Source organism: Acidobacteriota bacterium, assembly GCA_018268895.1.
Lineage (GTDB): Bacteria > Acidobacteriota > Terriglobia > Terriglobales > Acidobacteriaceae > Edaphobacter.
In genome coordinates, this window is record JAFDVP010000007.1 from 447643 (window position 1) to 473328 (window position 25686).

Consider the following 25686-nt stretch of genomic DNA (forward strand, 5'->3'; position numbering starts at 1 on the left):
ATCCGTGCAGGGGGACCGCGCGTTGTCACCACGCAAGGAATTTGAAACAAAGGGCTTATGGACCATCACTTCATTCTGGCAAGCATCAGTTGGTCCAGCTTTCCGTCCTTTGTGACGTAGCCGCTCATGCGCAGCACCTGCCCGGAGTTTCCGGTTGCCTTGTAGGCGAAGCCGTACATGCCTCCGCGCTCGTGGCGGTGCAGGGGTTCGAGCGCGGTGATCTCGCCGAATGGTTTGAGGCTGTCGCGGTAGTCCGCGAGCACCTGCGGGGTGAACATGTAGAGGAGGTTGGGCGCGATAAGCGCGGGGTCCAGCTTGCCAGCCTCGATCTGGGAGACGGTTTTTTTGAGGAGGTCTTCGAGGGCGGAGTCGTGGGCCACCGCGGCGCCTGGCCGGGGGGCGAAGATAATTTTTTCGATCGCTGCGACCAGCGCCGCATAGGCGGTGTCGCAGTTGGTGAGGACCGCGATCGCGCTGCCGGAATCCGGATAGAGCTGGTTGAGGGAGGTAAAGCCGCTCAGCCCGCCCGAGTGCTCGATGACGCGGCGGCCGTTCTTCGACTCAAGAAAAAATCCCATGCCGTACCCCGAGCCTGAGCCATCGGGTAGCGCCACCTCCGACTGGAGCACCTGCCAGCTTGACGGCTTCAGGATGAGCTGCCGGTGCATCACGGCGGTGTCCCACTTCATCAGCTGGGCGATGGGCATTGCCAACTGGCCCGCGCCGGAGAGCGTTCCCTGGGCCTCGCCCTGCACCTGCCGGGGCGGTCCGAAGCCGAAGCGCTGGTATCCCGCGGGCAACGACGGCCGCTCGGCGTCGAGATTCACGACGCCGGTCAGCCCTGCCGGCCGCAGAACGTTCTCTTCGAGGAAATGGAAGAAGGGCTCGCCGGATGCCTTTTGTACGATCAGTCCAGCCAGCACGTAGTTGGTGTTGCTGTACTGCCACTGGGTTCCGGGAGCGAAGTTCAGGGGATGGCTGGTCCAGCGCTTGACGAGGGCGTAGCTGTCGGTGGGCTGAGCCAGCTCGGGGAGAAGGTAGTCCTCGGTGTAGTAGTCTTCGTAGCCGCTGACCTGGTTGAGCAGATTGCGCAGGGTGATCTCGCTGGAGTGCGCCAGCTCCGGAAACCAGGTACTGACGGGGTCGTCGAGCTTGAGCTTGCCGCGCTCGACCAGGAGCATGACGGCGACCGCGGTGAACTGCTTCGAGATCGAGCCGATGCCGTAGGGCATCTCGGGCGTGGCTGCGACAGCGTGCTTTCCGGCGGAGGCGATTCGGGCATCGCCGAAGGCGGCCGTGTAGACGACCTTGCCCTCCTGGACGATGCCGACCTCGGCGCTGGGCGTCCCCGTCTCGGCCAGCACGCCTTTGATCGCGCCGGCAAGCTGGGCCTGGGTCTCGGCAGGCAGCGAGGTCTGCTGGGCAACAAGAGCACATGGCGAGCAGAGCAGGACGAAACCGGCGCAGAGGCGAAGTCGCTGAGAAAGCATATCGAAGGTTATACCTTCAGGGAGAAGGGCGGCGCTACTGCTGCAATGTGGCGCCGGGCGGTCTAGTTTTTGGACTGGCTGCGAGAGCTGTGTGTGCTGGAGGCGGGCTTGGGGTCGAGGTTCAGGTACGGATTTGAGGTGCTGGGCGCCAGCGGGTCGGCCTGCGCGGGCTTATTGGCGGTCGTGGAGGTAGATGCCTTGAGTGCGCTGGTGAAAGGGTCCGGCGTGGCGAAGGGATTTACGGCGGAGTAGGTGGCGCGCTGCGGGCGGTGCTTCTTTGTCTTCGCGCCGGGACCGGAGGCCAGAGCGGTGAGGGAGAGGGCAGCCAGCGACAGAGCGGTAAAAACGGGGAGACGGTACATAGGGGCCTTGGGGAGCAGCGGAGCGACGGCTCTACTTTACCGCGTTGCGGCTGGCGGTGCGAACGTTTTGTGACAAAAACGGAGGGAGCAGGTGTTTAGTTCTGGTGTACCGCGACTTGCGGTGCGTGCAGGTCCAGATGATGCTCTGCGCGAATGCCCACTCATGCGATGAAGCCGCATGAATGGGGCACCCGGTGTTGTGTCTGCCCTGGTGTGTCTAGACTTTGAGGCTCTTGAGGTAGGGCACGCTGGGCGGCATCAGTGTGGGATCTTCCTCTAACTCGACGAAGTAGTTCTGGATGCCGCCGACTTTGGCGGCGGCGAAGACGGCCTTCCAGTCGACGACGCCCTTGCCCAGCGGGACCTGGCGGAAGCCGGATTTGGTGGAGGCGTCCTTCACCCAGTCCTGGCAGTGCATGGAGAGGAAGCGGCCGGCGTACTTGTGGAAGTAAGCGACCGGGTCGTAGCCCACCTGTAGGCTGGAGACCTGGAACTGGAGCTTCGTGGTTGCGGGATTCAGCTCGGCGATCATCATGTCGTACACCGGCTTGCCGTCGATGCGTGCGGAGACAAAGCCCTCGTTGTGCAGCAGCGCGGTGATGCCTGCGGCGTGGGCCTTCTCTGCGAAGACGTTGAAGGGCTCGACGTAGCGTTTGACGTCGTCGGCAGTCTCGGTGCCCTTGTAGTTGAAGGGGCCGAGTGCGGCGACGGCCATCTGCGTCATGCCGAAGTCGTGGGCGTAGGCGATGCTCTCGTCGGCTTTTTCGAAGAGCTCCTTCGGCGCCCAGTGGGCGGAGATGCAGGTGATGCCCCAGTCGTGGAGCATGTTGCGCAGCTCCTGCGGCTTGTACTGCTGGAGGCCGTTGAAGTCCTTGTAGCCGTAGGGCGAACAGAGCTCGATGTTGGTGAAGCCGGCGGCGCTGAGCGACTTCATGGTTCCGGGAAAGTCAGTGGCGATCTGCTTGCGCACGGGATAGGTCTGGCAGCCGATGGGCAGGCCGAGAGGGTCGGCGAAGAGGCTGCGCGAGCGAGCTGCGGCAAGGGCAGCCGTGCCGGTTTGAAGGAAGGTCCTGCGGTTCATCATGGGGTCGTGATCTCCAAAGGAAGGTCAGATAAGCATAGAGGAATTGCGGTCATTGTGGAGGGCGCACTGTGGGAGCGGTTGTGTCGGTTTTGGCGGCTGCCTTGCGGGCTTGGGGGACAGCGCGGAGGCTGAAGGTGGCGATCGCGGCAGGGTTCGAGTTCGCGCGCACTTGTAGCGTGCCGAGGACTTCGTTCGCCTCGGGGGTCTGGTCGCGGAGGCGGAAGACGAGGATGTCGGGGGAGACTTCTTTGGCGGAGAGCAGGTTGAAGCCGCCGGTCTCGCGGCGTAGCTCCATCTGCGCGGCGGCGGCTTCGCTTAGCTCTTCGTTGGGCAGAGCGTTGGCGAGCTCAGGGTAGCTTGCGTGGTTGAAGGCCGCGAGCCAGTTGTAGAGCAGGTGGCCGGCGGGCGAGTCGGGGATGAGGCCCACCTGCTCGCCGAAGCGGGACAGGTGAACGATGACGAAGGGGTGGACAGGGCTGACGTGGTCGCCGCGCTTGGCGGGGACAGGGGCGTCGGCGGGGTCGCCGAGGACGATGGTGTCGATCTGGTTGGGGTCGTTGTCGTCGTCCGGCGTGGATGCGGAGGTGGCGTTGGGGGAGCGGTCGGCGCTGGGATTCGCAGAGGCGAGATGCGTATGTCCGTTTTGGCGCAGCGCGTAAAGGACGGCGGAGAGCGCGATGCTGGCGGCAACGATCGCTAGCAGGATGGCTCCCGGGTTGAGCGGCTGGCGTCCGGTGACATAGAAGCGGGGCGCGGTGAGAGGGGGGACTCCGGTAGGCAGGGGCTGCTGCATGGATGGTCCTCAACTGTCCCGGAGAGGTCCCGGGTCGGTCGTCATTGCCAGTTTAGTCCAGGGAGCGGCAGTCACCGGTAGTTTAGACCGGGTTGTCCAAGGGTTGTGTGTGTACTTGCTGCTTATGCAGTTGCTCTTTAGTCTGTGAGCGAGGTCCCCCTGCAATGGCTGAGTACCAGAGTCCCGATGACATGCGTTTTGCCAAGGAGTTGATTGCTTCCGCGCCTGCGGAGGCGGAGGCGTTCTTCAAGCTGAAGTCGGTTACGGAGCGCGCCGACGGTGCGATCCCGGCGAAGTATCGTGAGCTTATTGCCCTGGCGGTTGCGTTGACGACGCAGTGCGCGTACTGCCTGGATTCGCATACACGGAATGCGGCCAAGGCCGGAGCGACGCGCGAAGAGATCGCGGAGACGGTGTTCATGGCAGCGGCGCTCCGTGCCGGTGGAGCAGTGGGACATGGGCTGCTCACCATGAAGCTATTCGATAAGGCACAGAAAAATCTGGAGCAGGATTCGCACGCGCTGGATCGTGAGCCATGGGAGTGATGACAGTGGGTGAAAGGAAGGGTCTGCACGTTCACCCCGAGCGAGCTCGCCAGGAGACCCGGGATTCCGCGCGACTGCTTTCTCATCTGCCCGAACCAGCAAGCCGACTGGGGACCCCCATCGCGGTGAAGCAGCATGAATGGGTCATCCGCCCCGGCTTCAGAAGAGAATGGACGGCAACCACGCTCCGGCGGGATCGTTGTAGAGTCCCGTGCTCATCAGCGTCATCGGCTGAACGACGCGGAGGCCGTTGGCGAGGCACCAGCGCAGCAGAGCGCTGTTGCGCGACGGCACAAGGATGCCGGGGCCGGCGAAGGAGTCGACCGAGGTGATGAGGGCCTGCATGTCGATGTTTGTCTCGGTGGTGGAGTGGCCAAAGAAGCCGAGAATCGTGGTGTAGCCGGTCACCTGGCCTCCGCGTTCGACGACGCGGGCAGTGCCCTGCTGGATGGCGTGCGACAGCTCGAGGGCGCGATCGAATCCGTGAACGCGCCGCGAGAGCGCATTACACGCTGCCTCGTCTGCGGGAGTGGCGCTGCGAACGGCGCATCCGTGGATGCTGCGCTCGCGCGTCTGCCCTTGCAGGCAGGAGAGCGGCTCGCGGATGTCGAAGCCGAGCGAGGTGTAGAGCGAGAGAGAGCGATTGTGAAACGCGGCCTGGACGAGGCGCACGCCTGCGGCACCGTTGCTGTGTGCGCGCTCCATTACGGCCTGCATGAGCTTGCGGCCGACGCCGGTGTTCTGTTGCCTGGGGTCGATGGTGATGGGGCCGACACCCTGTATGATCGCCTGCTCGGCGAGGACGTTGCTGCCCACGATGCGGCCGTCGCGTTCGGCCACCACGCCATAGAAGCCCGGAGTGGAGAACATCATCGAGAGCAGCCCGGTGGCCGCCTCTACTCCGGGAAGATCGCAGGGGAAGTTGTGGGCGGCGTTAATCGTAGAGAAGGCGTCGTAGCAGATCTGCCCGCAGGCGGCGATGTCCTCTGGCGTGGCGGTTCGGATGATGACTTCAGACTGTGATGTCGATGGCATGTCGATCTCTTTCGTGCGAGAGAGGTTGTTGGGGATAGATCATCAGGAGAGAGACCAGCCGGAGCGGTTCTGCCGCCGGATGAATGGCGCTGCCTGAGGGCAGTTCTTTGCGACCATCTTTGGCCCGTCCCATTCGATCTTCTGGCCGACACGCAAGGAGACGCAACCGAGCAGCATGATCTCCGTGAGGCGCGCAGCGATGTCGAAACGCGAGTAGCACATCTCGGGCTTGTTCTCTTTGATGGCAGCGAGCCATTCCTGCGCATGGGCAACAACACCCGTCCCGGCATGACGGTTGCGCGGAATGCGCTCCGGATATTGCGCCATGGCCGGGTGCGTGAGGTAGTTGATGAATTTTTCTTCGCCCTTGAGCTTGATGAAGAAGTTCGTTCCGTAGTCGTCCGGGGTAAAGACTGTGCCTCCTTCGCCGATCAGCAGACAACCGCTATCGGGAACCTTGCCCAGCATCGCGACGATGTCGGCGGTCAGTTCGACCGGCGGCTTGTTGGTCAGGTCATGGCCGCCGCGGAGGGCCGGGGCAGGCTGGCCGCCGTCGTACCACCACAGGGTTACGGCATCGTGCTCGATCTTTTTGTAACGGTGGAAGAGATGCGGATGCTCGTAAGGAATGCGGCCCTGACGTTTGGGGAACGCGAAGCGGATCTTCGAGCCGACGGGATACGACTCCTTGTTCATCTGGCCGAAGGGCATCGCTTCAATCTCTGTTGGGTAGTCGAGATCCAACGCGCGAAACGGCATGTTGACGGTGTGGCAGGCCATGTCGCCCAGCGCGCCGGTGCCGAAGTCCTGCCAGCCGCGCCAGTTGAACGGCTCGTAGACTCCAGCCTTCGGATTGCTGCCGCTCTTGTAAGGCCGCATCGGAGCAGGCCCAAGCCAGATGTCCCAATCCAACGTCGCGGGAACCGGGTCTTCTCCTGCGGGACGCTGCATGGCCTGCGGCCAGACCGGGCGGTTCGTCCAGACGTGGACCTCGTGCACCTGCCCGATGAGTCCGTCCTGGATCGTCTCCACCGCGCGGCGCAAGCCGTCGGAGGCGCTGCCCTGGTTGCCCATCTGCGTGACGATCTTTCTCTTGTGGGCCATCTCCCGCAGATAGCGTGCCTCGTAGATCGTCTGCGTCAGGGGCTTCTGGCAGAAGACAGCCTTGTTCCTCTTCATCGCCGCAGACGCGATGATGGCGTGCATATGGTCGGGCGTCGAAACCGTCACCGCGTCGATCCGGTCGCCCATCTGGTCCAGCATCTGGCGGTAGTCTTTGTAGAACTTCGCGCCGGGATATTTCTTGGTCTGCGTCTGATACGCCTCGGAGCCTGTATCCACATCGCACAAGGCGACGATGTTCTCGCCGGCGCAGGAGTCGGTGTCGCTGCGGCCCTTCCCGCCGATTCCGATGCAGGCGATGTTCAGCTTGCTGTTGAGATTCTGTCCGCGCAAAAAGGCAGGCGCGCCGAAGGCGAGGGCGCCCGTAGCGAGAGAGCTGGTCTTGATAAATTCACGGCGGTCGACACGCGAGGGTTCAACGGTCTCAGAGGTCTTCAGAGAGGGCAGATTTTCAGTTGGTTTGGACACGTGCACAGGATACACATGCTTTATTGCAGGCTCAAAATTTTTCGATTCGCGCTGTGCTCGAATGAGCCAATCATGTCGCGGTACGCCATGAATGGGGCACCCGGCTATGGAATTCGCACTGATAATCCAGAATTTGGCCCAGGAGGTAACCCCAATGCCGTATCCACTCCTGGATTAGCTCTTAGATCATCGAGTAATTGCTGAGCATCGAGAAATTTCCCAATCATTGCTTCAGATTCTTGCCGAGGGTTAGATACATGCTTCCCTCTATAAACCTCAAGTTTTGTAAGCCCTTTGTTAAGCGCATGCCTACAAATAGCACGAATATAAAAACGGTTAAATTCACCTTCCGCCAACATTTCGTGCGCATTAGACCTCATTATCGGAGGTTTACTGAAGGTTCCGTTCTGAAGTTTTCTAGGTTTCTCATGTGAATTTAGTCGGGGCTTAATCTCATTCGCCAATTCAATATCGGTGCTTACAGCGCATACGCTCTTCAAAATGCCTGCATAGTCCGCTTTTCCCTGTGGAGATAGATTATCGCTTTTGTAAAGTCGATCTGCAGCTATGTCCATTTCGATTTCGTCAAGCATTAATATCCGTACATCATCATCAAGGCCTTCGTAATTAAGTCCCACAATGCCCTCCCATTAGCTTGCAATAAATAAGCAATTTTAAGCTATTACAGCTTGTACATCTGTTCAAAACAGCGGCTTGCGGGGCTTGGGTGCTAACGGCTGGTTGAGGAAGGCTACTAATGGTGCGGCGGCTTCGAAGCGTTGGGCGATCTCTTTGATGAGTGTCGGTTTGGTGGCGAGGTCGGCGGGGAGTTTGGCGGAGAAGCCCCACTGGCGGTTGAGGATGAGGTCGGCGGCGGGGGAGTCGGGGGCGAAGCCCTTGGGTAGGCGGGTGAGTTTGTGGTCGCTCCACTCGCTTAATAAGGATGTAAGTTTTTTGGATTTGAGCAGCGTGCGCATCTCGGCGTGGTTGGCCTCGATGTGGCGGCGGATGGCGAGGAGCTGTTCGCGCTCGGGCATGTAGACGCCGGCGGCGACGACGACCTCGTCGGGGCCGACGTGGAAGTAGAAGCCTCCGCCGGAGGTTTTTTCGAGGCCGGAGCGTGCCCACCATGCTCCCTGGTGGGTCTTGTAGGGGCGCTTGTCAGAGGAGAAGCGGATGTCGCGGTAGATGCGGAAGGTGGCCTTCTGCGGAGGCTGCACGTTCTCAGGCGCGAAGCGGAGCATGGCTTCGTTGATGGCGGCGACGATGGCCTGCGTGGGCGCTTTGACCTCGCGCTCGTAGATGGCCTTGCGCGCGTTGAACCACTCGCGGTCGTTGTTACGTTTGAGGCCGCGGAGGAACTTGAGTGCTTCGGCGGTGTAGTGCGGAGCGGAGGTCGCCATGAGGCTATGGTAATTGCGCCTGCTGACAGGTTGTGTCAGCAGGGACGCTGCGAAACGTATATCTCGCGAGATGCGGGGCAATTTGTCTCTCAGCCACCAATGTAGCCGTCATTCTGAGCCGCAGGCGAAGAATCTCAGTAGTTCCTCTTCTGGCGCGCAAAACAAAATGCTGAGATTCTTCGCTACGCTCCGGTCGGAATGACAACGCAAGAGGGAAGCGCAGTGGGGTGGTCATCCAGATCGGCCGCATTCGCTTATGCGAGCGTGATCTCGAGCGATGTAACGCTTGCGGGCGGGAAGCTGTGCGTGAGCTTTCCGCCTGAGGGTTTGAGTCCGTTCACGGGCGAGGGCTTTACTGCGTCGGGGTGGGAGAAATCGTTGTGCGCGTGAACGTCCTTCTCTGCGAGGACGGTTCCCTTCGCCGATGTGACGGAGGCCCCGCGCACGGCGATCTCGGTTGTCATCGGCTGCGTCAGGTGCGGGTTGATGACGGTGAGCGTGAGCGTTTTGCCTTTGATGGAGGCGGACCCCGAGAGTCCGGCGAGCGACTTCATGGGAGCGAGCTGGCCGATGTAGCTGTTGCCTCCTACCTGCGCGGGAGTGTTGCCAGTCGAGTTCGCGATGCCAGGCGCGGTGAATGCGGCGCGCACGGACTGCGCTCCCTTGTGCGGCAGGTACATCCTGAAGACGTGGAAGGTCGGCGTGACGCAGAACTTGTCGCCTTGCGCCAGCATGAGCGAATGGAGGCAGTTGATGGACTGCGCGACGGCGGCAGCCCCGACTTTATCGGCGTGGCGCTGGAAGATGTCGAGCGTGATGCCAGTGAGCAGAGCGTCGCGCATGGTGGACTGCTGTGAGAGGTTGTACCCGGGCGCGAGCTCGGTGCCCTTGCCGTACCACGCGCCCCACTCGTCGACGACGAGCTTGACGCTGAAGCCCGAGGATCGCTCGTTGGAGAGCGCGTTCGGTGTGGCGGTGGCAATCGCGGTCCAGTGGTCGGTGATGATCTTGTCCATCAGCGTGCCACGCGTAAGCAGATCGTAGAACTCGTCGTCGTTGAAGGAGAGGGCGTCGCCGGCGGCGAACTTCTTCGCGCTGCCGGAGGTGTAGTAGTGGATCGACAGCCCCCAGAGATGACGGCGCTCGGGGTTGCCGTAGAGCGCCTTGAAGAGGCGCGTGGTCCAGTCGATATCGTCGCCATTGGGGCCGACGGCGACGAAGCGCAGGGGCTGCTTGCCGTAGCTCGGCGTCCATGCGGTGTAGCGGCGGAACTCCGCGGCGTACTCTTCGGGCGTCATGTTGCCGCCGCAGCCCCAGCTCTCGTTGCCGACTCCCCAGAGATCGACGTTGAAGGGGGCTGCATCTCCGTTGTCCGCACGTTCGGCTGCGAGTGTGTTGGGACACGCTGGTGCGGCGGAGTTCGACGGCACGTCGCCCGTGGGAGCGTTGCAGTACTCGATCTCCTGGTAGAAGTCGCGCGCGGGCTGCGTGCGAAGATTGGCGGCGACGTAGGGCTTCGCGCCGATGGCGCGGCAGGTGTGCATGAACTCGTGCAGGCCGTAGGCGTTCGAGTCCTGCTGCGACCAGAAGCCTGTGCGTGCGGGACGCTTCGTGCGTGGGCCGATGCCGTCGCGCCAGTCGTAAGAATCCGCGAAACAGCCGCCGGGCCAGCGCAGGACAGGGGCTTCGGCGGCCTTCATGGTGTCGATGAAATCTTTGCGGACGCCGTTGACGTTCGCGATCTTCGAGCCTTCGCCGACCCATACGCCGTCGTAGATCACTCCGCCGAGGTGCTCGATGAAGTGGCCGTAGATCTCGGGCGAGATGGTGCCGATGGGCTCGCTGGGCATGACGTCGATGTAGGCGTCGACCTGCGCTGATTGCGCGAGCGACGACGAGCCTTCGAGCGCAACGGCTGCGGCGGCAAGAGAGGAAGACTTGAGGAAGGTGCGGCGCGACGGCGTCATTGGAATTTATTCTCCCACGAAAAATAATAACGTTATACATGGGGCTGAGACTGGAACTACAGAGATTCTTCGCCTGTGGCTCAGAATGGCTGTGGCGGATGGATGCCGAGCGGTGGTGGATGGGGCCGTGTCGCGCCTGCGTTCATGGTGTGACGAGGTGACTCAGAAAAGAGAGTATGCTTTCTTCGTCATAATCGCGCCGTGGGCCATAGCTTTCGAGGAGAATGACTATGCTTGGTTCCAAGTGTTCGCTTGCCGCAGCTTTGTGTGTCGTACTCTCACTGATACAACCGATCGATGCGTGTACCCGTGCCGTTTATCTGGGTTCGGACGGGACGGTGATCACGGCGCGTTCGATGGATTGGAAGGTTGATGTCGGCACGAACCTGTGGGTGCTTCCGCGAGGTATGGAGCGCACAGGGGAGGCAGGCCCACAGTCGGTGAAGTGGACATCGAAGTACGGAAGCGTGGTTGCCACCGGCTATGACATTTCAACGACAGACGGGATGAATGAGAAGGGCCTTGTCGCCAACCTGCTGTGGCTGGTGGAGTCGGAGTATCCCGATCCGCACGTTGCACGCAAGCCTCCGCTGGCGATCTCGCTGTGGGCGCAGTATGTGCTGGACAATTTCGCCACGGTGCAGGAAGCGGTCGATGTTCTTGGCGCGGAGCCGTTCACGGTAGTGACAGCGAATGTTCCGGGAGAGCCGCGACTGGCAACGCTGCATCTGTCCATATCAGACGCTACGGGCGACAGCGCCATCGTGGAGTACGTCAAAGGCAAGCAGGTGATTCATCATGACCGCAAGTACCAGGTGATGACGAACTCGCCGACCTTTGATGAGCAGTTGGCGCTGGAGCAGTACTGGAGGAACATCGGAGGCACGGTGTTTCTGCCGGGAACGAACCGCGCGGCAGACCGCTTCGCTCGCGCCATGTTTTACATCAACGCGATTCCGAAGGACGAGACGCCGGATACTGCCGTGGCCAGCGTCTTCAGCGTGATTCGCAATGTGTCGGTGCCGTATGGGATCAACACGCCGGAGGAGCCGAACATCTCTTCGACGCGCTGGCGCACGGTGGCAGACCAGAAGCGGAAGATCTACTTCTTCGAGTCGGCGCTGACGCCGAATACCTTCTGGGTAAACCTGAACGATATCGACTTTTCACCGTCGGGCAAGGTGATGAAGCTGGACCTCGGGAAAGATCAGAAGAATACCTTTGCCGGGAATGTCGCGAAGGACTTTCAACCGGCGAAGGCTTTCAAGTTTCTGGGTTTGTAGAAGGCTCGAGTTCCGCCTCGGCTTGTCCACGCATGAACAGCGACATCGATAAATGGACAGTCGTCAGTCGTGAAGCTGCTTGTAAATGATTGATCCGTAAGAGGAGGCTTTATAGCGATTTTGGAAGGCGAGGTGCTTTTCAAAGACGCAGTAGTCTCCAACGCTCGCCGCAACCGCGCTCATGGGGTTTGCGGCGGGCATTTTTTTTCACGCACAGGAACAACTCAGTGCTGGCTGAAGAGGCTGCGATTCGGCTTGGGCCCCATGGTGAACTCGAGCGTGCCGCCTTGCATGATGGCCTTGTGCGTCACGCGCGGCGCGGTGAGTGGCGCTCCGTTTAGTTTTGCGGACTGAATATAGATGTTCTTCGCGCTCGCGTTCTTTGCGATGATGTTGAACTTCTTTCCTCCGGGAAGGTTGAGTGTTGCTGAAGGGAAGCGCGGCGTGCCGATCCAGTACTCAGGAATGCCTGGCGTGACGGGGTAGAAACCTAGCGTGGAGAAGATCCACCAGGCGGACATCTGTCCGGCGTCGTCGTTGCCCGGAAGGCCTGCGGGCGTGTCGTTGTAGACGTCGACGAGTTCGGCGATGTGCTGCTGCGTCTTCCATGCCGCGCCCGCATCGTCGTAGAGGTAAGCGATGTGGTGGCCGGGCTCGTTGCCGGGGTCGTAGAGGTTGTTGGCGAAGAGTCCGTCGAGCTTCGCGATGAAGCTGTCGCGTCCGCCGAGCGCGGCGATCAGTCCGGGCACATTCTGCGGAACGTAGAAGGTGTACTGGTAGGCGCTGGATTCTGTGATGTAGCTGACGTGCTTGTCGTCGACGAAGGGAGTGATCCATGAGCCGTCTTCGTGGCGTCCGCGCGCAAGTTTTGTCTCGGGGTCGATGACGTTCTTCCAGTTGCCGGAGCGTTTGGCGAGCGTGGCAGCGTCGTTCTTGTGGCCGAGCGCTTCTCCGAGTTGTGCGATGATAGCGTCGTCGAAGGCGTACTCGAGCGTGCGCGAGACCTGTTCGCCGTGATGGAAGGCCTCGGCGACGGGGTCCTCGAGCGGGATGTAGCCGTACTTGATGTACGACTTCAGCGCGCGGCGGCCGAGGCCATCTTTGTACTCGTCGTAGGGTGGTGTATCGAAGGCGTTGCGTCGAATCAGCGTCCATGCGCTGGCGAGGTCGAAGTTGCGGAGGCCCTTCATGTAGGCGTCGGTCATGGCGACACCGGTGTGGTCGCCGATCATCTCCGAGGTGTAGCTGCTCCACGCGGGGAAGATGGGGAGATAGCTGCCCTGCTCGCCCTTGAGGATGAGCGACTGCATCATCGCCTCGGTGCGCGTTGGCTGAAGGATCGTCATGAGCGGAAGTTGCGCGCGGTAGATGTCCCACATGGAGAAGTCGTCATAGTAGGGGCCGGGCGTGGTCTTCTTCTCGACCTTTCCGTTCCCGGCGAAGCGCGGGTAGGAGCCGTCGGCGTCGCTCGCAATGCGCGGGAGCATCATGGCGTGATAGAGCGCGGTGTAGAAGCTGTGGCGCTCGGCTGCGGTTCCGCCGGCGATGGCGATAGCGTCGAGCGCGTTGGCCCATACGCGCGTCGTCTTTGCGCGAAGCGCGGCGAAGTCCCATGCAGGGATCTCCGCGCGAAGGTTTGCGCGCGCGGCATCGATCGAGGTGAACGAGGTTCCCGCTTTGATGAGGATGGCTCGCGGCGCGTCGAGCTTGAAGCGCAGATACGCGCCCATGTGCTCGCACTTGCCGTCGCCTTTCAGCTCGGCGTTGGGTGTTACCTTTGCATCGCACCATGTGCCGCTGCTCTCGACCTTGTCACGGAACTGGATGACGAAGTAGCCGCTGAAGCCGGTGGGCTTTCCGTTGCCCTGGTAGATGCGGTAGACGGGGTTGAAGCCGGTGATCTCGTTGTGCGCGAGGTCGACCTTCACCCAGCCGTCTTTCATGCGCGCGTTGGGTTCGACGATGAGGTTCGCCCTGCCTGCCTTCGAGTAGGTGACGCGAAGCATCCCGGCGCGAACGCCGCCGGTCATCTCGACGGTCTCGCTGTCGCCGGGAAGACGCACGGAGTAGAAGGCGGGCTGCGCGACTTCATCGGCGTGACTGAAGGCCGCGGCGCGGCCGTCGGGTTGCGTCTTCAGGTCGCCGAAGGTGGGCATCAGCGTGACGGAGCCGTAGTCCTGCGTGCAGCTTCCGCTCATCCAGTGGCTGGCGCGAAAGCCGGTGAGCTTTGTGTCGGAATAAAGATAAGGCGCGATGCACTTCTTCTCGGTGGAGTGCGCCTCGGGGATCCAGTTGGTCATGGCGAAGGGCTCGCCGACGGCGGGAGTCGTCTGGCCCTCGTTGGCGGTGCCGATGTGCGGATCGATGAGCGCGTAGGGAGTCTGGCAATACGCGATGGTCGCGACCAGGAACGGGAGCATGGCGCAGGTTTGTTTGAAAAAGTTCATCGAGTGAAATGATAGCCCGGGGCGAGATGGCGGTTCGCTGTTCGGTGAAAGAAGATGCAGCACCCGGAAGGTGGTTCGAGCTTCGCTCGAACGAACCCAGGTCTCAGAATCGAGACCTGGGGCACCCGACACGCGGCAGACCTCATCTCCCGACGCGCAAGCGGGGAAATCGAATGACGCAGGCGGGGGAAAGGAGGGGACCATCTCCTAAAGTTTTAGTTGACAAGCTTTCGTGTGAGGGGTAATGTCCTAATGAATTAGGAGATGACCCCTATGGGACGAGGCGAAAAAGAAGCGTTGACGAAGCTGGAGCTGGAGATTATGCAGGTGATCTGGCGGCATGGCGCGAGCAACGTCGGCGCCGTGCAGGAAGGGCTTGAGCAGCAGCTGGCCTACACCACGGTACAGACGATGCTGAACATTCTGCATCGCAAAGGCAAGCTGAAGCGCAGGCTCAAGGGGCGTGCTTTCGAGTACAGCGCGGTGGTGAGCGAGGCGAAGGCAACCCACCACGCGTTGCGCGATCTGGTGGACCGCATGTTCGGCGGGTCGAGCGAAGAGCTGGTGATGAGCCTGGTGAAAAACAAACAGATCAACGCCGAACAGCTTGCGCGTCTGACGCACAGGCTGGAAAAGGGAGAGGAGCAATGATGCTGCGATTGCTGGAGTACGTGGTGAATTCGCTCTGGATGACTCCGCTTGTGTTTGCGGCGGCATGGCTGACTGCGCGTCTTGCGCGTCGCGCGGGCGCGGAGGTTGAGCACAGAGTATGGGTCGGCGCGCTTCTGCTGGAAGCTGTTCTTCCGGCGGTCCGTATGCAGCGTGTTGTGGTGTGGCAGGCATTGCAGGGTCTGTTGCGGTGGCCCTTTGCAGGGCCGGCGAAGACAGGCCGGGGAGATGTCACGGTATCGGTGGGCGCAGGGATCGTCAATGGATCGCTGAAGATGCCCGAGCACTGGATGCAGGCGCTTGCCACTATCTACGGAGGTGTGATGCTGTACTTCGCCGCGCGTCTGCTGTGGGGAGTGTGGAGCACCCATCGGATAGAGCGCAGGGCGCAGGAGATCTCATTCGCCGATCGAGAGCAAAGGGCATGGCAACGCTGCTGCAATCGCTTCGGGTTGGCCGATGCGCGAGTCGCGGTATCGGAAGAGATCGGCGGGCCGGTCACGGTGGGGCTTGGAAGGCCGGTGCTTCTACTGCCGCCGTCGTTCCTGGAGCGTGTGGACGAGGAGGATCTCAACGCTGTCGAAGCGCACGAATGCGCGCATATGCAGCGCCACGACTTCATGAAGAACCTGCTGTACCGCATTGTTTCGTTACCTGTGTCGTACCATCCGGCGCTTTGGATGACGCTGGCCCGTATCGCCGAGAGCCGCGAGATGATCTGCGATGCGATGGCGGCGAGCGCAGTTGAGGGAAGGCAGAGCTATGCACGTTCACTTTTGCGGTTGGCGGCGACGATCACAGCAGCGTCGCCGGCCAGAACACTCCACGCCATCGGAATCTTCGATGCCAACACGTTCGAGAGGAGAGTTATGCGACTGACAGGAAGAGGTATCGAGATGGGCCGAAGCCTGCGTCTGGCAACGGCTGCGGCGTGCGTGACGCTGGGTGCGGCGACATGCGCTTCTGCACTGGCGCTGCATACGGTGATTGCAGCGTCGGGATCGCCATCGGCAGATCAGAAGGAGAAGCCGCCGGCTGTAAAGCTCCCTTCCGGAGTGATTGCGGGCAACGTCATCTATCAGAAGCACCCTATGTATCCGGCAGAAGCCAGGGCGAATCACGATACGGTCGATGGTCCGGTAATTCTTCGCGCGATGATCAACAAGGAAGGGTTGGTCGAAGATCTTAGCGTCAAACAGAGCCTCAGGGCAGACTATGACCAGAGCGCACTGGATGCTGTCAAGGAATGGCGCTACAAGCCGTTTCTGTTGAACGGCCAGCCAACCGAGGTCGAGACGACGATTACGGTGAACTTCTATATCGGGAAGTAATCTGTTCTGCGAAAACGAGCAGGGATCGTGAAAGGGGCAAGGGCCGACACCTTTGCCTCATTTCTTCTCAATTTTTTCACGCTTCTTTGGCGGAGGAAGGTAATTCTCGCGCGAGATTACTTTCTTCCCGGTTGTCTTCTCCAGTTCGAGGCGCGCCCGCTTTGCAATGCCTCCGCCGGTGCGAGCAGCCTTTGCATTGGCAGGCATCCCCTTGGCAGAGCTGGTCTCCGCTACCTGGCGGGTGGAAAGTTCGGCAAGCGCTGTAAAGATTAGCTCGGCTTCAGTCATGTGATCGCGAAGATTCTGTGCTTGAAGCTTCTTGAGATTTTTATGGGCCTTGATGGAGATGCCGGACCACTCCTGGTGAATGAGATTGGTCAGGACAGCAAATTCGTCTCCTGGTTTGACATCGTTGGCAGCCCAATAGTCCGTGAGTTTGTTGCGGGTCTCCTGGCCCGTCATGCGCTGAGTGATCCATTTTTCGCTGCGGCCCAGCTTGCGCCAGTTTTCGCGAGCGCGCTCAAGCGCCATCGCCGGGTTGGAGATCTCCTGCAAACGCTCGTGGCCTATCTTGGCCAGCCACTGTTTGAATGGTTCGGCACGCGGCGATGGAATTGACTGAATCAACCGGAGAACTCCGGGAATGTTCCAGCACTGAAGACGCTGCTTGCCCCCTGCCGTTTCAAAGGGGAGAGCAAGGGGGGGGACAAATTGTCCCCCCCCTTCGAATGCATCTGCCAGCGAAGGATCGCGCCGGCGCAGCTTCTTGAGATAGTCGGAAGGGTTGGCCGAGTCGGTGAGGGCAGAGACGATATCGGCGAGAACGAACCACCATTCGCCGTCGCGGAAAAGGCGCCGGACCTGGCGCTCTTCAAACAGTGCCAAATTGCTCAACAGAGGTCTCCGTAGGTTTTGGAAGCTCATTCTAAATGAGCGGTCTTTGAGTTTCAGCGTCGCGTAATCAGAACTCGATGCCGCGTTGGGCGAGGATGCCCTTCTGGTAGGCGTGTTTGACCTCGCGCATCTCGGTGACGGTGTCGGCGAGTTCGACCAGGGTGGGGTGGGCGTTGCGGCCGGTGAGGATGACGTGGACCATCTCGGGCCGCTGACGGAGCACCTCAGCGACTTTTTCCGGGTCGAGCATCTTGTAGCCGATGGCGTAGTTGATCTCGTCGAGCACGACGAGGTCCCAGTCGCCGGAGAGGATCGCCTCGGCGGCGTTGTGCCAGGCCTGCTCGACCATGCGCAGGTCCTCGGGGTCGGTCTCGGCGCCGCCGACCTTGACGAAGCCGCGGCCCATCTGGCGGATGACGATGTTTTCGCCAACCGGTTGGTTCCCGGCCTGGGCGAGCGCCCGGTCGAGCGCGGCGATGGCGTCTAGCTCGCCGTAGTGCCACGAGCCCTTGAGGAACTGCAGGATGAGCACGCGCATGCCGTTGCCCGCGGCGCGCAGTGCGGTGCCGAGCGCGGCCGTGGTCTTGCCCTTGCCGGGGCCGGTGTTGATGACGACGAGTCCGCGACGCGAGGTTTCAGTCATATCTATATAGATAGAGGATATCCGGAGAGAGGCTGTCCGGTTACGGGGAGGCGCTGCTCGATGGGGGAAAGCGGACCGGCTGCGCGAGGTACTGAAGAATGTCCGGAGCTGGTCGGTTCGGGGCAGGGTTCCAGGAGGCGCTCTTAATGGCCGGAGTGGTAGGGGTGTCCGGCGAGGATTGTGAAGGCGCGGTAGACCTGCTCGGCGAGCACGACGCGGGCAAGCTGGTGGGGCAGGGTGATGCGGCCGAAGGAGAGCAGGAGGTTCGCCCGCGACCTCGCGCTCTCGGACCAGCCGTCGGCCGGACCGATGGCGAAGACCAGCCGCTGTGTCCCGGAGTCGCGGAGCTTGCCGATGGCCTGGGCGAGCTCCTCGGAGGAGAGCTGCTTGCCGCACGAGTCGAGCAGGACCAGGTAGGCGGGAGTGCGGGCGGCCTGGCGGTCGAGCCAGGTGAAGAAGGAAGACTCAGAGTCGAAGACCCGGTTCTCACAAGGTGTATAACGCGACGTTCGAGCGGTGTAATCGGAGACCAGGGCGCCCGATGCAGAACCCCCACTTGAGCGCTCCGACATGAGAGCAATCTGAGTTACGGTTGTCACAAGAAAATGTCATCTCCTCCTGTAATTTCTATAAATTGTCACAGAAATACGATTTTCCATAACAAATTTTGGGAGGGTAGGTACTGAAATACCCATTAATTCTGGAGAAATAGATGATTTTTGGAAAAATAAAGTTTGGCACGATACGTGCTATAGCTATCTAGGTAAATCTCAGCACCTCAATAGTTAGATGGTTTCATCCTGGCTTTTTATGTTGGTACGTTGGTACTTGGGGTAATGCTTGAAGCCAGTTGAAACGGGAGTGAAAGAATGCGTCTTAGAAGTCTTTATCTTGCTTTGGTTGCCTTATTGGTTACCACAGGAACTATAACCGCTCAGACAAGTAAGGGAATCTTGACCGGAATCGTCCGTGATACAACTGGCGCGGTGATTCCGAACGCGAGTGTTTCTGTGAAAAACCAGGACACTGGCGAAAACCGTGCGTCCAAGACGCAGAACGAAGGCGCCTTCCGTATAGAGGCCCTTTCTCCGGGCCGCTATACCATCTCCGTCAGCCAACAGGGCTTTAATCCCTTCAGTGTATCGAACATTATAGTGAGCGCTTCGGTTGTAACGAGCCACGATGTGGTGATGACGGTTGGTGATACGGGGAGCACAGTAACCGTAGAAGCCAATACAGTGGCCCTGAATACGGAGAACGGACAGTTGACGGGCACCATCGATTCGACCGATCTGCGCGCCCTGCCGACCTTTTCGCTCAACCCAATCGAGTTGGCGACGACCGTTCCTGGCGTTCAACTGGTCAATCAGAATGGCCTTAGCAACGGTATGAACATCCAGGTCAACGGAGCTCGTCCGAGGGCCAACAACTTCCTGCTCGACGGACAGGAGATCAACGACGTTGGTATTGGCGGCCAGGCCTTCCAGCCTCAGATCCCCGACATGTACAGCTCGCTTGCCGTGATTACGAGCGCAGCTTCGGCGGAGTATGGCCGCGCCGGTGGCGCAGTCGTCAACATGATCACCAAGGCCGGCACGAACGAATTTCACGGCACGGTGTTTGAGCGCTACTCCGGATCGGGTCTCGACGCGCTGGATGGCGTGACGCGGCAACTGAAGCCGCTGGCGCCTGGAACGCCCAATCCAAAGGCTCGCTACGACCAGCACACCTACGGGTTCACGCTGGGCGGTCCGATCTTCAAGGACAAGCTGTTTGCCTTTGGCGGTCTGCAACTGCAACGGAAGTATGGCAAGGAGACGCCGAACCGTCTGGAGCTCCCGGATGCCAACGGCTACGCCACCTTGCAAAAGATCGGTGGACCGCAGGTTCAGTTGCTGAACCAGTATTTGAGCAATGGGTCGTATCTCAAGGACTACGTTGCGTTCAACGACGGTGTTATTACAAATATCAATGTTGGTCCGCAGAACGGCTGCCCGACGACAGGTTGCATCGTGACCACCGGCCACTTCCAGCGGCAGAACGCCAGCCTGAGCAATCCCGACACCCAGTGGATGTACCGCATCGACTTCAATCCACGGAGTGCGGACAACTTCTACTTCCGCTATATGCACGACCGCCAGTCCTTCAGCCCCGACTTCCAGAACAATGGTTCGGCGCTGGTTGGTTTCGATACGGAGCAGGGCGGGCCGGTCGAACTGGGCGCGGGAGGCTGGACCCACGTATTCACGCCGAACCTGTTGAACGAACTCCGCGTATCGGAAGCCCGGCTCGGGTTCCTGTTTGCGCCGACGGCGGATACACTCAAGAACCCTCTGTACGCGCTGTCGTCGGTCAATATCGCCAACTTCCCTGCGCTGGGACCGGACCAGAACTTTCCTCAGGGCCGTCATGAAGATCTGTACCAGTTGCAGGACACCGTGGGTTGGACCAAGGGACGCCAGTCGTGGCGCATTGGCTTCGATATCGGCCGCATTCTCGAGACGGACATTGTTTCTCAAAATGCAAAGGGTACGCTTAGCTTCGTCAAAGGGGGAACCTACATCAGCTCCCTTGGCAACTTCCTGCAGAACCAGCTTGGAGCGTCGGGTACGGCGACCAAGACGTTCGGCGCAACTCGCGTCGACCCGCACGGATGGCGCAGCGGTGTCTTCGCGCAGGATGACATCAAGCTGAACGCCGACCTTACCATCAACCTGGGAGTTCGTTACGACTACCTGACAAACCCGCTGAACTCGCTGCAGTATCCTGGCATCGATCCCAGCAATCCGTATGCGGCGATCAACACCGTGTACAAGGTCAAGAACGACACCAACAACATTGCTCCTCGCGTTGGCTTTGCCTACTCGCCCCACTTTGGCGGTTACTTCGGCGATGGCAAGACCTCAATCCGCGGCGGCTTTGGCGTGTTCTACGACAGCACCTTCAGCAACATTCTCGTGAACTCGGCACAGAGCTCACCGAATGCCGTTGGAGGAACTCTCACTTCAACCGCACCGGGCGGCCTGCCGAATGCTACCTCGTTGATTCCGACGATTACGCCCACGTTGAACCCGAAGTCGTCTGTGACCAGCGTTGTGGACAATATCGTCAACCCGCTGACTTACCAGTTCAACCTTGGCGTGGAACGCGAGCTCCCGGCGCAGATCCTCACCTCGGTCCGCTACGTCGGCACCCTGGGAAGAAAGCTGTATGCGAACCAGCAGTACAACTACTTCTCGAACGGTGCGCGTTTGAACACAACGCGTGGAGTCATCAATGCCCGCGGCAACTTTGCCGGCTCCAGCTACAACGGTCTTGAGGTCTCCGCATCTCACGGCTTCTCGCACGGTCTGCAGATTCGCGGATCGTATACCTATAGCAAGTCGCTGGATGATGGCTCCGAGGTCTTCTCGCTTGCGAATTCGCCAACGTCCTATTCGGCGAACCTCGCTCCCGGCGGACGAGGCCAGGACTGGGGACCGTCATCGTACGATCACCGTCATTATCTGACGATCAGCTATGTCTGGTCGCCGGTAGGCCTCCATGCAAACAACACGTTTGCCAATGCGGCGCTTGGAGCATTGACCCGCCACTGGACGATCTCCGGAACGGAACAGTTCCAGAGCGGTCCGTATCTCACGTTTGATACAGCAGGTTACGATATCAATGGCGACGGCAGCACGACGAACGACCGTGCTGTCCTCGGCAATAAGTCAAAGCCGCTGGATACGGGAGCTATTGACGGGCACTTTGTGGGAGGCACCGATGGCGTGTACTACGACATAGCGGCTCTGAATGACCCGAACGGCGACATGAACGTGGTTACTCCCAACGACGTCCACTGGCTGATTCCATATGGTCCGCAGAACCAGTTCCTGCACCAGGAGATTGGCCGCAACAGCTACGCCAACCCCGGTTTGCAGTTCCACAATATCGCAGTAGAAAAGGGCATCGGTATGTCCTACTTCCACTTCGATCGCGGACGCCTCATCCTCCGTGCCGAGGTCAACAACATCGGCAATCACAACAACGTGGGACCTATGAATACGAGCATTCCAAACATCGGGACCGCAGTATTCCTGGATAAGACGAATGCACGTCAGGGTTCGGGAGATGCACAGTCGCAGGGTCGTCAGATGTACCTGTGGGCGAAGTTTGTCTTCTAGGAAAAACCCATCAACTGGAAAAAGGAGCCGCGAGGCTCCTTTTTCCGGCTTTAAACATGTTGGAGGCTATCGCTTTGGTGCTTTTTTAGGCGCTGCCTTTACTGGTGCTTTCTTTTGACTGGTCTTCTTCGCCGTTCTCTTTGGCGCTGCACTTTTCGCGGCGGATTTCTTTGTAGCCTTCTTCGCGGCGGCTTTTTTGGCGGCCGTCTTCTTTGACGTTTTTCGTGCGGCGCTGACCTTGGCCTTGAGCTCGGCGTTGATTTCGTCGACGCTTAGCGTTGTGGCCGACTTGCGCAGGCGTTCGAGGCCGTAGAAGGCTCGTTTCTCCGGTGAGAAGACGTGCACGATGAAGTCGACGTAGTCCATCAGGATCCACTCGGCCTGGCGGCGGCCTTCGACGGAGTTCGGGTAGACGCCGAAGTCGCGCTTGAGCTTCAGCTCGATCTCGTCGGAGATGGCGAGGTTCTGGCGGTCGTTGGTCCCGTTGCAGATCAGGAAGTAGTCCGTCAGGCCGCTCTCGGAGGGGTCGAGCGCGAGGATGCGGATGTCTTCAGCCTTCTTGTCTTCGGCCGCGGCGGCGGCGGCGAGCAGTAGCTGGTTGCTTTCAGTGGACGGCATGAGGCTCCTTGTCTCTATGGTATCGGGTCGTCGCGGGCAATGCTACACGAGGCGATATCTGTGTGGGTGGTGAATTTTAAAGCGGTTCGAGCCTCGCTCGAATGAACCCACACATGTCGCGATAGAGCCTGCGGCATGTATGGGGCACCCGGCGATGAAGACATGTGAATGGGCCCCGCGTTCATTTGATGTAGTAGCCGGCCACGCGCCAGGCGGCGTCCTTTTCGAGCATGGCGATGATGGTTTCGTGGGCGAGCGGTTTGTGCTCGAAGATGGTCTCGTAGATCAGCACCTCGTACTCGCCTTCGGGCGCCCCGGGCAGCGCGTTGGAGTAAGTTGCGCTCACCAGCTTGCGGGAGACGAGCTTTCCCAGCGGCGTGCGAGCGGCCGTCATGGCCTCGACCCACTTGTCCTGCGAGACGGCGGCCTGGAATGGCGCGGAGGCGGATTTCCAGCCCTCTGCGTACTTTGAGCTATCGACGAGCGCCAGCCAGGTCTCGTCGGCGCGCTGCGCGGCTTCGAGTCTGCTGTCTTTTGCCTGTGCAAGTGCTGCAAGCTGAGTGAGAGCAAACATCGCCAGAAAAAGAGCGCTGCTGCGGAAGGGCTGCATCGGTTTCTTCATCGAGAGGTCTATCCTCCGGCGTTTGAGGGCAGGCGGTACAGGTGGTGGTCGCGGATGTAGCGCGCGACGGATTCGGGGAGAAGGTCGCGGGCGCTGTCTCCTGCGGAGAGCCGCTCGCGCAGCCAGGTGGACGAGATGTCGAAGTGCGCGGTCTCGATGAGGTGGACGCGCTCGCGCTGCTGTGGTGTGAGCGTCAGCGAGCTGAGGTCGGCCAGCGAGTGGCCGGGGCGGCTGACGACGATCCATTCGGCCAGTTCGAGCAGGCGATCGGGCTCGCGCCACTGGCGAAGGCTGAGGAAGCTATCGGCTCCGACAAGGCAGTAGAGCTTTTCCGCAGGCATCTCGCGGCGAAACTTCTCCAGCGTATCGACGGTGTAGTTGGGACGGTGATCGGGCTGGGGAGCGTCAATGGCCGAGGGGATAAAGCGCGCGGTCTGTTTTCCGGCAGCGGTTTCGGGCTGGCACTCCTCGCAGGCGAGCGTGACCATGGCCAGCCGGTCTTCAAACGGGGTCGCCGTGAGGCCGGGTTTCAGCGGCTGGTTTCCCACCGGCGCAAAGAAGATCGCGCTGAGATCGAAGGCCTTGGCCGCGGCACGGGCCACGCCGATGTGTCCACGGTGCGGCGGGTCGAAGGTGCCTCCGAAGAAAGCGACGCTCATGGCGGCTACGCTATCACAATCGCGCGGTGCGCGAGGGGTGAATCTCACGCCGGACGGATGGCTTCGTTGTGTCCTTCGCCGGCCTTCGCGATCAAGGCGATGGTCCGCGCCAGCGGCAGCCCCATGACGTTGAAGTAGCAGCCTTCGATGCGGGGGATCCAGCGCGCGGCGTAGCCCTGTATGCCGTAAGCGCCTGCCTTATCCATGGGCTCGCCGCTGGCGAGATAGCGCAGCAGCTCCTGCTCGTCGATCAGGTCGAAGAAGACCTGTGTGATCTCCACCTCGCTGACGACGCCGCGGCTGGAGACAACGGCGATTCCGGTAAGCACCTGGTGGGTGCGCCCGGCGAGCCTCTGGAGCATGCGGCGCGCATCGACCTGGTCGGCGGGCTTGCCGAGAATCTCGCCGTCGCTGACGACGGTGGTGTCGGCGCCGAGCACCAGCAGGGGTTCGCCGCTGTCCTCCTCGTGGCGGGCGCGATCGTAGACGGCCTGCGCCTTTTCAACCGCCAGCCTCTGCACATACTTTGCCGGAGTCTCCCCGGGCTGGATGCGTTCGTCGATGTCGGCGGCCTCGACGGTGAAGTCGAACCCGGCCTGCTTGAGCAACTCGTGGCGGCGTGGCGAAGATGAGGCAAGGATGAGCATGGTCGTCGTGAGTCCGTCGTCGGTTGAATGACGAGACAGTTCGCCCGGTTGTGGATTATCTTCGAGCGATGAAGACGATGATAGCTCAGTTGCGTGGAGACAAGACGGAGCGCCTGCGCCGCCGGAGCCATGCCGTATACGCCGTCCTGGGCGCGGTCTGCGTGCTGTTGCTTGTGGGCAGCCGGATACGCGCCGAAGAACCTCAGGCGGCGTTGACGCCGATGTTTGTGAAGGGCAACGAGGGGTACGCCTGTTTTCGCATTCCGGCGATTGTGCGCACACCAGCGGGAACGCTGCTGGCCTTTGCCGAAGCTCGCCGCAACAGCTGTAACGACTTTGGCGATGTTCGCATCGTGATGCGCAAGAGCATCGACGAGGGGAGAAGCTGGGGGCCGCTTGCGGTTGTTGCGGAGAACGGGTCGTTGCAGGCAGGCAACGCCGCGCCGGTTGTGGACACGATGGACAAACGCTTTCGGCATGGACGCATCTTGCTGGTGTATTGCACGGGCGATGCGCCGGAGGGCGATGTCATGCGCGGCAAAGGCTCGAAGCACGTCTGGTATCGCACGAGTACGGATGATGGCGTCACATGGTCGCAGCCCGTGGAGATTACAGCCAGCGTAAAGCTGCCCACATGGCGCGGCTATGCAACCACGCCTGGTCACGCTTTGCAGCTAACGCACGGGCCGCACGCGGGAAGAATCGTCGTCGCCGCCAATCACTCCGAAGGCGACCCTCAGCCTGCGGGCCGGGCTTATGACGCGCACGCGTTCTATAGCGATGACCACGGAGCAAGCTGGCATCTTGGCGACTCGCTCGCCTGGCCCGGCAGCAACGAGAGCACAGCGGCGGAGGCAGCCGATGGCACGGTGGTGATGAACAGCCGCGACCAGAGCGGGGTTTCGCGCGCGCGCATCATCGGCATCAGCAAAGACGGTGGAGCAAAGTGGAATTCCGTCTTTATCGCAGCGGATCTGCCCGACCCGGTGTGCGAGGGCAGCATGATCTCGTACAAGGACAGGAAGGGGCAGGCGCTGCTCTTCAGCAATGCAGGCAATAAGAAGACGCGCAGCGACCTTACCGTGAGCGTGAGCCGCGACGGCGGCCACACATGGCCAAGGCGCACGTTGCTGTCGGAAGGGCCCGCGGCGTACTCCGACATGGTGATGATGAAGGGGGGAAGGCTGGGCATTCTTTGGGAGCGCGGGAGCGACGACGGCATCTTCTTTATGGTGCGGCCTGTCGCGCCGCTGCTCTAGCCGTGTCTCACTAAAGACTTGTCAACCTGGGCTAAGGCGCGAAGCGCCGTCGTCGAAGGACCTGCATTTATTTCTTTTCCACGAGAACAATCCAAAGGAAAGCAAAAATGCAGGTCCTTCGACTCCGCTGCGCTCCGCTCAGGATGACAGGTTTTTCGGGAGGGGTACGCACCTTCGCT

23 protein-coding genes are annotated in these 25686 nt (G+C 60.7%); 6 read left to right on the top strand and 17 right to left on the bottom strand.

Annotated elements, in window-relative coordinates:
• Positions 1-65 precede the first annotated feature (65 nt).
• The 4 genes from JSS95_09450 to JSS95_09465 form a co-directional block, all read right to left on the bottom strand.
• Positions 66-1490, bottom strand: a complete 1425-nt coding sequence (locus JSS95_09450) for a beta-lactamase family protein (protein ID MBS1800036.1) — start codon at positions 1488-1490, stop codon at positions 66-68.
• A gap of 62 nt (positions 1491-1552) precedes the next feature.
• Entirely contained in the window at positions 1553-1852 is a 300-nt protein-coding gene (locus JSS95_09455; GenBank protein ID MBS1800037.1) for a hypothetical protein, read from the bottom strand.
• A gap of 217 nt (positions 1853-2069) precedes the next feature.
• The gene (locus JSS95_09460) at positions 2070-2936 is read right to left on the bottom strand and encodes a TIM barrel protein (GenBank protein MBS1800038.1); all 867 of its coding nucleotides are present in this window, start codon (positions 2934-2936) and stop codon (positions 2070-2072) included.
• Positions 2937-2985: 49 nt separating this feature from the next.
• The gene (locus JSS95_09465; GenBank protein ID MBS1800039.1) at positions 2986-3729 is read right to left on the bottom strand and encodes a hypothetical protein; all 744 of its coding nucleotides are present in this window, start codon (positions 3727-3729) and stop codon (positions 2986-2988) included.
• A gap of 164 nt (positions 3730-3893) precedes the next feature.
• Between JSS95_09465 and JSS95_09470 the strand changes: the two genes are divergently transcribed.
• A complete protein-coding gene (locus JSS95_09470) occupies positions 3894-4274 on the top strand; it encodes a carboxymuconolactone decarboxylase family protein (GenBank protein MBS1800040.1) in 381 nt (126 codons plus the stop codon).
• 159 nt (positions 4275-4433) lie between these two features.
• Here JSS95_09470 and JSS95_09475 read toward each other — a convergent pair whose 3' ends face one another.
• From JSS95_09475 to JSS95_09495, 5 genes are all read right to left on the bottom strand, one after another.
• Positions 4434-5309 (bottom strand): GNAT family N-acetyltransferase, encoded by an 876-nt coding sequence (locus JSS95_09475; protein MBS1800041.1) that lies wholly within the window; start codon positions 5307-5309, stop codon positions 4434-4436.
• Between the two features lie 42 nt (positions 5310-5351).
• Positions 5352-6905 (bottom strand): Gfo/Idh/MocA family oxidoreductase, encoded by a 1554-nt coding sequence (locus JSS95_09480; protein MBS1800042.1) that lies wholly within the window; start codon positions 6903-6905, stop codon positions 5352-5354.
• Positions 6906-7003: 98 nt separating this feature from the next.
• Positions 7004-7537, bottom strand: a complete 534-nt coding sequence (locus JSS95_09485; protein ID MBS1800043.1) for a hypothetical protein — start codon at positions 7535-7537, stop codon at positions 7004-7006.
• A gap of 63 nt (positions 7538-7600) precedes the next feature.
• The gene (locus JSS95_09490; GenBank protein ID MBS1800044.1) at positions 7601-8302 is read right to left on the bottom strand and encodes a DUF2461 domain-containing protein; all 702 of its coding nucleotides are present in this window, start codon (positions 8300-8302) and stop codon (positions 7601-7603) included.
• A gap of 254 nt (positions 8303-8556) precedes the next feature.
• On the bottom strand, positions 8557-10269 hold the full coding sequence (locus JSS95_09495) for an alpha-L-arabinofuranosidase (protein MBS1800045.1): 1713 nt from the start codon (positions 10267-10269) through the stop codon (positions 8557-8559).
• 230 nt (positions 10270-10499) lie between these two features.
• On the opposite strand from JSS95_09495, the gene JSS95_09500 reads away from it, so the two are divergent.
• A complete protein-coding gene (locus tag JSS95_09500) occupies positions 10500-11552 on the top strand; it encodes a linear amide C-N hydrolase (GenBank protein ID MBS1800046.1) in 1053 nt (350 codons plus the stop codon).
• Between the two features lie 224 nt (positions 11553-11776).
• Here JSS95_09500 and JSS95_09505 read toward each other — a convergent pair whose 3' ends face one another.
• Positions 11777-13972 carry a GH92 family glycosyl hydrolase gene (locus JSS95_09505; GenBank protein ID MBS1800047.1) on the bottom strand — a complete coding sequence of 732 codons (2196 nt, stop codon included), beginning with the start codon at positions 13970-13972 and terminating at the stop codon, positions 11777-11779.
• Positions 13973-14272: 300 nt separating this feature from the next.
• Here JSS95_09505 and JSS95_09510 point away from each other — a divergent pair, with 300 nt between their 5' ends.
• Positions 14273-14650: a BlaI/MecI/CopY family transcriptional regulator gene (locus JSS95_09510; protein ID MBS1800048.1), complete on the top strand. Its 378-nt coding sequence runs from the start codon at positions 14273-14275 to the stop codon at positions 14648-14650.
• Complete coding sequence (locus JSS95_09515) at positions 14647-15999, top strand: M56 family metallopeptidase (GenBank protein ID MBS1800049.1); 1353 nt, start codon at positions 14647-14649, stop codon at positions 15997-15999. Before JSS95_09510 ends, JSS95_09515 begins: the two co-directional genes overlap by 4 nt.
• A gap of 57 nt (positions 16000-16056) precedes the next feature.
• Here JSS95_09515 and JSS95_09520 read toward each other — a convergent pair whose 3' ends face one another.
• The 3 genes from JSS95_09520 to JSS95_09530 form a co-directional block, all read right to left on the bottom strand.
• Positions 16057-16923 carry a Bro-N domain-containing protein gene (locus JSS95_09520; protein MBS1800050.1) on the bottom strand — a complete coding sequence of 289 codons (867 nt, stop codon included), beginning with the start codon at positions 16921-16923 and terminating at the stop codon, positions 16057-16059.
• Between the two features lie 37 nt (positions 16924-16960).
• Positions 16961-17536, bottom strand: a complete 576-nt coding sequence (gene cobO / locus JSS95_09525; protein ID MBS1800051.1) for a cob(I)yrinic acid a,c-diamide adenosyltransferase — start codon at positions 17534-17536, stop codon at positions 16961-16963.
• 143 nt (positions 17537-17679) lie between these two features.
• Positions 17680-18108, bottom strand: coding sequence for a 23S rRNA (pseudouridine(1915)-N(3))-methyltransferase RlmH (locus JSS95_09530; protein ID MBS1800052.1), 429 nt, complete (start codon positions 18106-18108; stop codon positions 17680-17682).
• A 297-nt stretch (positions 18109-18405) separates the two neighbouring features.
• Here JSS95_09530 and JSS95_09535 point away from each other — a divergent pair, with 297 nt between their 5' ends.
• Complete coding sequence (locus JSS95_09535) at positions 18406-21702, top strand: TonB-dependent receptor (GenBank protein ID MBS1800053.1); 3297 nt, start codon at positions 18406-18408, stop codon at positions 21700-21702.
• A 66-nt stretch (positions 21703-21768) separates the two neighbouring features.
• Here the strand turns inward: JSS95_09535 and rsfS are convergent, their stop codons facing one another.
• The 4 genes from rsfS to maf form a co-directional block, all read right to left on the bottom strand.
• The gene (gene rsfS / locus JSS95_09540; GenBank protein MBS1800054.1) at positions 21769-22320 is read right to left on the bottom strand and encodes a ribosome silencing factor; all 552 of its coding nucleotides are present in this window, start codon (positions 22318-22320) and stop codon (positions 21769-21771) included.
• Positions 22321-22501: 181 nt separating this feature from the next.
• On the bottom strand, positions 22502-22942 hold the full coding sequence (locus tag JSS95_09545) for a DUF4019 domain-containing protein (GenBank protein MBS1800055.1): 441 nt from the start codon (positions 22940-22942) through the stop codon (positions 22502-22504).
• 8 nt (positions 22943-22950) lie between these two features.
• Positions 22951-23601 (bottom strand): nicotinate (nicotinamide) nucleotide adenylyltransferase, encoded by a 651-nt coding sequence (gene nadD, locus JSS95_09550; protein ID MBS1800056.1) that lies wholly within the window; start codon positions 23599-23601, stop codon positions 22951-22953.
• Between the two features lie 44 nt (positions 23602-23645).
• Positions 23646-24248, bottom strand: coding sequence for a septum formation inhibitor Maf (gene maf / locus JSS95_09555; protein MBS1800057.1), 603 nt, complete (start codon positions 24246-24248; stop codon positions 23646-23648).
• A 68-nt stretch (positions 24249-24316) separates the two neighbouring features.
• Between maf and JSS95_09560 the strand changes: the two genes are divergently transcribed.
• Positions 24317-25507: an exo-alpha-sialidase gene (locus JSS95_09560; GenBank protein ID MBS1800058.1), complete on the top strand. Its 1191-nt coding sequence runs from the start codon at positions 24317-24319 to the stop codon at positions 25505-25507.
• The last annotated feature ends 179 nt before the right edge of the window (positions 25508-25686 follow it).

Bases quoted from the DNA above. Each gene is read 5' to 3' on its own strand.
- JSS95_09450 (MBS1800036.1), bottom strand. From the start codon at position 1,490: ATGCTTTCTCAGCGACTTCGCCTCTGCGCCGGTTTCGTCCTGCTCTGC.
- JSS95_09455 (MBS1800037.1), bottom strand. From the start codon at position 1,852: ATGTACCGTCTCCCCGTTTTTACCGCTCTGTCGCTGGCTGCCCTCTCC.
- JSS95_09460 (MBS1800038.1), bottom strand. From the start codon at position 2,936: ATGATGAACCGCAGGACCTTCCTTCAAACCGGCACGGCTGCCCTTGCC.
- JSS95_09465 (MBS1800039.1), bottom strand. From the start codon at position 3,729: ATGCAGCAGCCCCTGCCTACCGGAGTCCCCCCTCTCACCGCGCCCCGC.
- JSS95_09470 (MBS1800040.1), top strand. From the start codon at position 3,894: ATGGCTGAGTACCAGAGTCCCGATGACATGCGTTTTGCCAAGGAGTTG.
- JSS95_09475 (MBS1800041.1), bottom strand. From the start codon at position 5,309: ATGCCATCGACATCACAGTCTGAAGTCATCATCCGAACCGCCACGCCA.
- JSS95_09490 (MBS1800044.1), bottom strand. From the start codon at position 8,302: ATGGCGACCTCCGCTCCGCACTACACCGCCGAAGCACTCAAGTTCCTC.
- JSS95_09495 (MBS1800045.1), bottom strand. From the start codon at position 10,269: ATGACGCCGTCGCGCCGCACCTTCCTCAAGTCTTCCTCTCTTGCCGCC.
- JSS95_09500 (MBS1800046.1), top strand. From the start codon at position 10,500: ATGCTTGGTTCCAAGTGTTCGCTTGCCGCAGCTTTGTGTGTCGTACTC.
- JSS95_09505 (MBS1800047.1), bottom strand. From the start codon at position 13,972: ATGCTCCCGTTCCTGGTCGCGACCATCGCGTATTGCCAGACTCCCTAC.
- JSS95_09510 (MBS1800048.1), top strand. From the start codon at position 14,273: ATGGGACGAGGCGAAAAAGAAGCGTTGACGAAGCTGGAGCTGGAGATT.
- JSS95_09515 (MBS1800049.1), top strand. From the start codon at position 14,647: ATGATGCTGCGATTGCTGGAGTACGTGGTGAATTCGCTCTGGATGACT.
- JSS95_09520 (MBS1800050.1), bottom strand. From the start codon at position 16,923: ATGAGCTTCCAAAACCTACGGAGACCTCTGTTGAGCAATTTGGCACTG.
- cobO (MBS1800051.1), bottom strand. From the start codon at position 17,536: ATGACTGAAACCTCGCGTCGCGGACTCGTCGTCATCAACACCGGCCCC.
- JSS95_09530 (MBS1800052.1), bottom strand. From the start codon at position 18,108: ATGTCGGAGCGCTCAAGTGGGGGTTCTGCATCGGGCGCCCTGGTCTCC.
- JSS95_09535 (MBS1800053.1), top strand. From the start codon at position 18,406: ATGCGTCTTAGAAGTCTTTATCTTGCTTTGGTTGCCTTATTGGTTACC.
- rsfS (MBS1800054.1), bottom strand. From the start codon at position 22,320: ATGCCGTCCACTGAAAGCAACCAGCTACTGCTCGCCGCCGCCGCCGCG.
- JSS95_09545 (MBS1800055.1), bottom strand. From the start codon at position 22,942: ATGAAGAAACCGATGCAGCCCTTCCGCAGCAGCGCTCTTTTTCTGGCG.
- nadD (MBS1800056.1), bottom strand. From the start codon at position 23,601: ATGAGCGTCGCTTTCTTCGGAGGCACCTTCGACCCGCCGCACCGTGGA.
- maf (MBS1800057.1), bottom strand. From the start codon at position 24,248: ATGCTCATCCTTGCCTCATCTTCGCCACGCCGCCACGAGTTGCTCAAG.
- JSS95_09560 (MBS1800058.1), top strand. From the start codon at position 24,317: ATGAAGACGATGATAGCTCAGTTGCGTGGAGACAAGACGGAGCGCCTG.